Genomic DNA, 8401 nt, shown 5'->3' on the forward strand with positions numbered 1-8401 from the left:
ACTCCACCGTGACCGGCGAACTCATCGACACCAGCACCCTGACCAACCAGTACTGGTTCACCAACCTGCGCCGACCCGTCCAGTTCCACCAAACCATCACCGAACTCGCCGCCAGCGGGCACCACCAATTCGTCGAGGTCAGCCCGCACCCGGTCCTCAGCCACACCATCGCCGAGACCACCGAGGTGCACACCGCCATCACCACCACCCACCACACCATCCGGCGCCATAACGCCACCGACCACGACCTCAGCCAGGCACTCGCGCACGCCCACACCCACGGCCTGCCCACCACCTGGCGGCCGAGCACCGCCGAGATCGAACCGCTACCCGCATACCCGTTCCACCACCAGCCCTACTGGCTCACCACGACCACGGGTCCGCAGGCGAATGCGAACCACCGCGTGCTGACCAACCACACACAGCTGCCGAACCACGCCCACCTGTTCACCGGCCGGCTGAGCCTGAGCGACCTGCCGTGGCTGGCGGACCACACGGTGCTCGGCGAGGTGCTGCTGCCGGGCGCGGCATTCGTGGAGATGGCGGTGTCCGCCGGGCGGCTCGTGGACGCGCCCGAGGTGAGCGAGCTGCTCGTGCAGGCGCCGTTGGTGCTCGGCCGCCGCTCGGTGGACGTTCAGCTGCTGGTAGAGGCTCCGGCCGAGGACGGGACGCGGCAGCTGACCCTCCGGGCGCAGCCGGCCGTTCCCGATGCCGAGTGGACGGTGCACGCGACCGGCACGCTCGCGGCCGCCGGTGCCGCCCCGGGCGGTCCGGCCGGAGCCTGGCCGCCGCCCGCCGCGGAGCCGGTGGTGATCGACGACTTCTACGACACCCTGGCCGACGCCGGCGTCGGGTACGGCCCGGCGTTCCGGGCGGTGCGTGCCGTGTGGCGCGACGGCGACGCTCTCTTCGCCGAGATCACCGCCGGGGAGGCCGGCGACGACCACCGATTCGCGGTGCATCCGGCGCTGCTCGACGCCGCCCTGCACCCGATCTTCCTGCGCCCGGGCGTGCTGGACGAGCCGGGACGGATCCCGCTGCCGTTCGCGTGGCGGGCGGTCCGGGTGCACGGCACCGCCGCGGGCGGGCCGTTGCGGGTCCGGATGAGCGACGCCGGGGACGGCGGGGTGCGGGTGGAGGTGGCCGACCGGACCGGGCAGCCGGTGCTGAGCGTGGAGTCGCTGACCGTACGGACGATCACCGCCGCCGCTCTCGGCCGGGACGCCGCCGCCGACCGGATGTTCCGGGTGCGCTGGGTGTCGCCGGAGGTAGCGGAAGCCGGGCCGCTGGGCCCCTGCACGATGATCGACGATCCCGAGCCGGGCGACTGGGTGTTCGCGCCGATCGGCGACGGGCAGGCCGCGGACCATCCCGCGGACCGTGCCGAGCAGGTCGCCACGACGGCGCTGGAACTGTTGCAGCGGTGGCTCGGCGACCCGCGTCACGCGGAGTCGCGCCTGGTGGTGTGCACCGGCCGCGCGGTCGCGACATCAGACGACGAGGGCGTCGAGGATCTGGCCGCCGCGGCGGTCTGGGGCTTGGTCCGGTCGGCGCAGTCGGAGCACCCGGACCGCTTCGTGCTACTGGACACCGACTCGGCCGTCCTCCCCGTGCCGCCGGCTCTCGCCGCGGCGCTGGTGGCCGGCGAGCCTCAGCTGGCCGTGCGGAACGGCAGCGTGCTGGTCCCGCGGATCCAGCCGGTCGGTGACGGGCCGGTCGAGGCGCTGGGCGGGCTGGATCCGAACGGGACCGTGCTCATCACCGGCGGCACCGGCACCCTCGGCACCCTCATCGCCCACCACCTCGTCACCCACCACAACATCCGCCACCTGCTCCTGCTCTCCCGCCAAGGACCCCACACCCCCGCCGCCCGACAACTACACACCGAACTCACCCACCACGGCGCCACCACCACCATCCTCGCCTGCGACACCACCGACCCCACCCAACTAGCCCACGCCCTCACCACCATCAACCCCCACCACCCCCTCACCACCGTCATCCACACCGCCGCCACCCTGCACGACACCACCCTGCAAAACCTCACCCCCCACCACCTCCACACCACCCTCAAAACCAAAACCCACACCGCCTGGAACCTGCACACCCAAACCCGCCACCACCCCATCACCCACTTCCTGCTCTTCTCCTCCATCGCCGGCACCCTCGGCAACCCCGGCCAAGCCAACTACGCCGCCGCCAACACCTTCCTCGACGCCCTCGCCCACCACCGCCACACCCACGGCCACCCCGCCACCAGCCTCGCCTGGGGACTCTGGCAACACACCAGCACCCTCACCGCCACCCTCGACACCACCGACCACCAACGCCTCCACCGCCTCGGCATCACCCCCCTGCCCACCGACCACGCCCTCACCCTGCTCGACACCACCCTCACCACCACCCACCCCACCCTCATCACCGCCCAACTCGACCGGGCGAGCCTGCGCCGGTCGGCCGCGGCGGACGTGCTGCCCCGGATGCTCTCCGCGCTGCTCCCGCCGGCCGCCCGCCGGGCCGGGACACCGGCACCCGCGGCGGCCGAGATCCGGGACCGGCTGGCCGGGCTGAGCGAGGAGGAGCAGCACACCGCGGTGCTGGACCTGGTGCGCACGCACGTGGCGACGGTGCTGGGCCACGAGTCGCCGGTCCAGGTGGACACCGAACGCGGTTTCCTCGACATGGGTTTCAGCTCGCTGACCGCGGTGGAGCTGCGCAACCGGCTCAACGCCGCGGTGCGGCTGCGGCTGCCCACGACGGTGGTGTTCGACCACGCCACGCCCCGCGCGCTCGCCGGTCACCTGCGCGAGCTGCTGCGGCCCGCGGACCGGACCGGCGTGAGTCCGGTGGTGGACGACCTGGCGGAGCTGGAACACGAGCTGGAGTCGATCCCGGCGGCGGACCGGGCGACGTTGTCCGCGCGGCTGCGGCTCTTCCTGCGCCGGCTGGACCAGCTGGAGCAGGACTCCGCCGACTCCGACAAGGTGGCCGGCCTGCGGGACGACGCCTCGGACGACGAGGTCTTCAAGTTCATCGACGACGAACTCGGCATTTCGTGACGAAGGACGGCCGGCACATGTCCAACGAGAGCAAACTGCGCGACTACCTCAAGCGGGTCACCGCCGAACTGCACCAGACGCGACAGCGGCTGGCGGCCGTCGAGTCGGACGCGGCCGAGCCGATCGCGATCATCGCGGCGGCCTGCCGCTACCCGGGCGGGGCGGACTCGCCGGAGGAGTTCTGGCGGCTGCTCGCGGAGGGACGCGACGCGATCTCCGAGCTGCCGGGCGACCGCGGCTGGCCGGTGGACGACCTGTACGACCCCGACCCGGACGCGGCCGGCAAGACGTACACCCGGCACGGTGGTTTCCTGCCCGGCGCGGGCGACTTCGACGCCGACTTCTTCGGGATGAGCCCGCGCGAGGCGCTGGCCACCGATCCGCAGCAGCGCATCCTGCTGGAACTCGCCTGGGAGGCGGTCGAGCGCGCCGGCGTCGACCCGGCCGTGCTGCGTGGCACCCCCACCGGCGTCTTCACCGGCGTGATGTACGGCGACTACGGCGGCCGGCTGGCCAACCGGGTACCGGAGGAGGTGGAGGCCTACCTCAACACCGGCAGCGCGGGCAGCGTGGCGTCCGGCCGGATCGCGTACACGTTCGGCTTCGAGGGTCCGGCGATCAGCGTGGACACCGCGTGCTCGTCGTCGCTGGTCGCGGTGCACCTGGCGGCGCAGGCGCTGCGCAGCGGCGAGTGCGACCTGGCCCTGGCCGGCGGGGTGTCGGTGATGGCCACGCCCGGCGTGCTCGTCGAGTTCAGCCGGCAGCGCGGACTGGCCCCGGACGGCCGGTGCAAGGCCTTCGCGGCGGCGGCCGACGGCACCGGGTTCTCCGAGGGTGCCGGCCTCCTGCTACTGGAGAAGCTCAGCGACGCCCGCCGCAACGGCCGCCGGATCCTGGCCGTGATCCGCGGCAGCGCGGTCAACCAGGACGGCGCGAGCAGCCAGCTGACCGCACCGAACGGCCCCGCGCAGCAGCGGGTGATCCGGGCCGCGCTGGCCAACGCCGGACTCGCCCCGCACGAGGTGGACGCGGTCGAGGCGCACGGCACCGGCACCCGGCTCGGCGATCCGATCGAGGCGCAGGCGCTGCTCGCCACGTATGGCGAGGGACGGCCCGCCGACCGTCCGCTGTGGCTGGGCTCGATCAAGTCGAACATCGGCCACACCCAGGCGGCCGCGGGCGTGGCCGGCATCATCAAGATGATCGGGGCGCTGGCCCACGAGACGCTGCCGGCCACCCTGCACGTGGACACGCCGACACCGCACGTGGACTGGGCCGACGGCGCCGTCCGGCTGCTCACCGAGCCGCAGCCGTGGCGGGAGAACGGCCATCCGCGCCGGGCCGGAGTCTCTTCGTTCGGCATCAGCGGCACCAACGCGCACGTGATCCTGGAACAGCCGCCGGCGCCGGAGGAAGAGGACGCGCCGGCCGGTGATCCGGCGGCCGTGCCGCCGGTGCTGCTGTCCGCACGTACGCCCGACGCGCTCACCGCCTCGGCCGCCCGCCTGCACGAGCACCTGACCGGACGTCCCGAGCTGGATCTCCGGCAGGTGGCCGGCACGCTGGCGACCCGTCGCGCGCACCTGCCGCACCGGGCCGCGGCCGGCGGCGCGGACCGGACGCAGATACTGGCGGCGCTGGCGGCGCTCGCCGGTGGCGAGACGGCGGTGGAGGACGGCTGGGCGGTGCGCGGCGTCGCCGGCCGATCGACCAGGCCCGTCTTCGTCTTCCCCGGGCAGGGCTCGCAGTGGCCCGGCATGGCGGACGGGCTGCTCACCGGGAACGAGGCGTTCCGGGCGGCCGCCGAGGAGTGCGACACGGCGCTGCGGGCGTACCTCGACTGGTCGGTGCTGGCCGTGTTCCGCGGCGAACCCGGCGCGCCCTCGCTGAACTCGGTCGACGTGATCCAGCCGGCGCTGTTCACCATGATGGTGTCGCTGGCCGCCGCGTGGCGCGCGGCCGGCGTCGAACCGGCCGCCGTGGTCGGGCATTCCCAAGGCGAGATCGCGGCCGCGTACGTGGCCGGCGGACTCTCGCTCGACGACGCCGCCCGCATCGTCGTGCTGCGCAGCCAGGCCTGGCGGAAGCTGGCCGGCCGGGGCGGCATGGTGTCGGTCGGACTGAGCACCGAGGCCCTGCGGCCGCGGCTGGCGCGGTGGGGCGACCGCCTGTCCGTGGCGGCGGTCAACAGCCCCGGCACGACGGCCGTCACCGGCTATCCCGACGCGCTGGCCGAACTGATCGCCGGGCTGACCGCCGACGGGGTGGACGCCCGCCAGATCCGGGGCATCGACACGGCCGGCCACTCCGCCCAGGTGGACGTCTTCCACGAGCACCTGCTGGAGGTGCTCGCCCCGGTGGCGCCGGCCGCCGCGCGGGTGCCGTTCTTCTCCACGGTCACCGGCGCGCGGCTCGACACCACCGAGATGGACGCCGCGTACTGGTACCGCAACATGCGCGACCCGGTGCTCTTCGAGCCGGCCACCCGGGCGCTGCTGGCCGACGGGCACGATCTGTTCCTCGAGGTGAGCCCGCATCCGCTGCTGAGCGCGGCGTTGCAGGACACCGCCGCGGACGCCGGAGTGCCGGTCAACGCCGGGCACACGCTGCGCCGCGAGCTGGGTGGTCCGGCCCGGCTGCGGGCCGCCCTGGCACAGCTGCACGCGTACGGGGCGGCGGTCGACTGGGCGGCGCGGCGGCCCGCCGCCGGAGTGCCCGCGGACCTGCCGGCCTACCCGTTCCAGCGGCGCACCTTCTGGCTGGCGGACCCGGTGGTCGCCGACGTGACCGCGGCCGGGCTGAGCCATGCCGGCCATCCGCTGCTGACCGCCGTCGTGGAGGATCCGGCCACCGAAGGCGCGGTGTTCACCGGCCGGCTGTCGGTGCCGGCGCACGCCTGGCTCGCCGGGCACCGGGTGCGGGACCTGGCGCTGCTGCCCGGCACGGCGTACCTGGACATGCTCCTGCACGCCGGTGCCGAGGTGGGCTGCGACCGCATCGAGGACCTGACCCTGCAGGCTCCGCTCGTGGTGCCGGAGAACGGCGCGGTGCACCTGCGGATGACCGTCGCCGGCGAGGACGAGCAGGGCCGCCGGACCTGTGCGGTGTATTCCCGGCCGGACGACGCGGCGCCGGCCGGCCCGTGGACGACGCACGCCACCGGCCGGCTCGCCCGGACGCTCCCCGAGCCGCCGCTGGCGGCGGTCTCGGCCTGGCCACCCGCCGGCGCCGTCGCGATCGACGTGGACGACCTCTATTCGCGGTTCGAGCAGATCGGGCTGCGGTACTCCGGGCCGTTCCGCGGGGTGCGGGCGGCGTGGCGCACCGACGACGGCGTGCACGCCGAGGTCGCGCTCCCGGACGGCACCGACACCGCGGGTTTCGGCCTGCACCCGGCGTTGCTGGACGCCGCGCTGCACGTCATCGCCCTGCTGCCGGACTCGGACATCCTGACCGGGCAGATCCGGCTGCCGTTCGCGTGGACCGACGTGGTGCTGCACGCGGAGGGCGCGACCCGGCTGCGGGTGCAGGTGCGCCCAGCCGGTACGGACGCCGTCACGCTCACCGTGTCGGACCACGCCGGCGAGGCGGTCGCCACGATCGGCGCGCTGACGCTGCGGGCGGTGCAGGCGGGCGGCCTCGGCACCGGGCCGAGCCGCACCCACGACTCGCTGTTCCACCTCGAGTGGACCGCCGTCCCGCTGCCCGCCCCGGGCGACATCGGCGCGCTGGCGATCGTCGGCGGGCCGGCCGAGGTCGCCGCCGCCGACGTGGACCGGCCGGTGCGGGCTCATCCCCGGTGGGCCGACCTGGCCGCCGATCCGGACGTGCCGGACACCGTGCTGCTGATCTGTGCGGCCGGCATCTCTACCGGCGAGGATGGGACCGACCCCGCCGAACAGGCCACCGAACTCACCACCGAGGCGCTGGAGGCGCTCCAGGGCTGGCTGGGTGACGAGCGATTCGCCGAGTCCCGGCTGGTGGTCGCGACCCGCGACGCCGTCGCCGTACACGGTGGGCAGTCCGCTCTCGACCTGGCCGGCGCCGCCGTCCGGGGCCTGGTCCGCTCGGCCCAGTCGGAGAACCCGGACCGGATCACGCTGGTCGACCTGGGCCGGGCGCCGATCACGGCGGACCTGGTGGCGATGATTCTCGCCGCCCGCGAACCCGAGCTGGCCCTGGACGACGACGGCCTGTACGTGCCGCGGATGGTCCGCACCGACGCGGCGCCCCCGCTGCCGGTGCCGGACCGGCCCGACTGGCGGATCGACGCCGGCGCCGAGGGCACCCTGGAAACCCTCGCGGTGATGCCGAACTCGGCCGCCGCCCGGCCACTCGCCGGCCACGAGATCCGGGTCGCGGTCCGCGCCGCGGGGATGAACTTCCGGGACGTGCTGGTCGCCCTGGCGATGGTGCCGGGCCAGGAGGTGATCGGCAGCGAGGCGTGCGGCGTGGTCACCGAGGTGGGTGCCGAGGTCGCCGGGGTGACCGTGGGTGACCGGGTGACCGGCCTGTTCAAGGGTTCCCTGGGGCCGATCACGGTGACCGACCACCGGCACGTGGTGCCGGTACCGGACGGCTGGACCGACGTGCAGGCCGCGACGATGCCGGTCGCCTTCCTCACCGCCTACTACGGGCTGCGGAACCTGGCTCGGGTGCAGCCCGGGCAGAAGGTGCTGGTGCACGCCGCGACGGGCGGCGTGGGCCTGGCGGCCCTCCAGCTGGCCCGGCTGTGGGGTGCCGAGGTGTTCGCCACGGCCAGCCCGCCCAAGCAGCACGTGCTGCGGTCACTGGGCCTGGCCGACGACCACATCGCGAACTCCCGCACCCTCGACTTCGAGAAGCAGTTCCTCATCGCGAGCGGCGGCACGGGCGTCGACGTCGTCCTGAACTCGCTGGCCGGCGAGTTCGTCGACGCGTCACTACGGCTGGTGGCACCCGGCGGGCATTTCCTGGAGATGGGCAAGACCGACATCCGGGCGGCCGAGGCGGTACGCAGGGACCACCCGGAGGTCCGCTACCAGGCGTACAACCTGGACCAGGAAGGGCCGGACTGCGTCCGCGGGATGCTGGCGGAGCTGGCCGAGCTGTTCCGCGGCGGTGACCTCGCGCCGCTGCCGACCACGTGCTGGGACATGCGCAGCGCGCCGGACGCGTTCCGGCACCTCAGCCGGGCGCGTCACATCGGGAAGATCGCGCTCACCGTGCCGCGTCCGCTGGATCCGAACGGGACCGTGCTCATCACCGGCGGCACCGGCACCCTCGGCACCCTCATCGCCCACCACCTCGTCACCCACCACAACATCCGCCACCTGCTCCTGCTCTCCCGCCAAGGACCCCAC

The 8401-nt window shown here is 74.1% G+C and carries 2 protein-coding genes; both read left to right on the forward strand.

Features of this window, described 5'->3' with window-relative positions:
- A partial coding sequence (locus D7223_RS32270; protein ID WP_120733480.1) for a type I polyketide synthase occupies window positions 1–3059 on the forward strand: 3059 nt, incomplete at its 5' end.
- Between the two features lie 17 nt (window positions 3060–3076).
- On the forward strand, window positions 3077–8401 hold a 5325-nt coding region (locus D7223_RS32275), incomplete at its 3' end, for a type I polyketide synthase (protein ID WP_147442482.1).

This window comes from Micromonospora endolithica, from assembly GCF_003626595.1.
Lineage (GTDB): Bacteria > Actinomycetota > Actinomycetes > Mycobacteriales > Micromonosporaceae > Micromonospora > Micromonospora endolithica.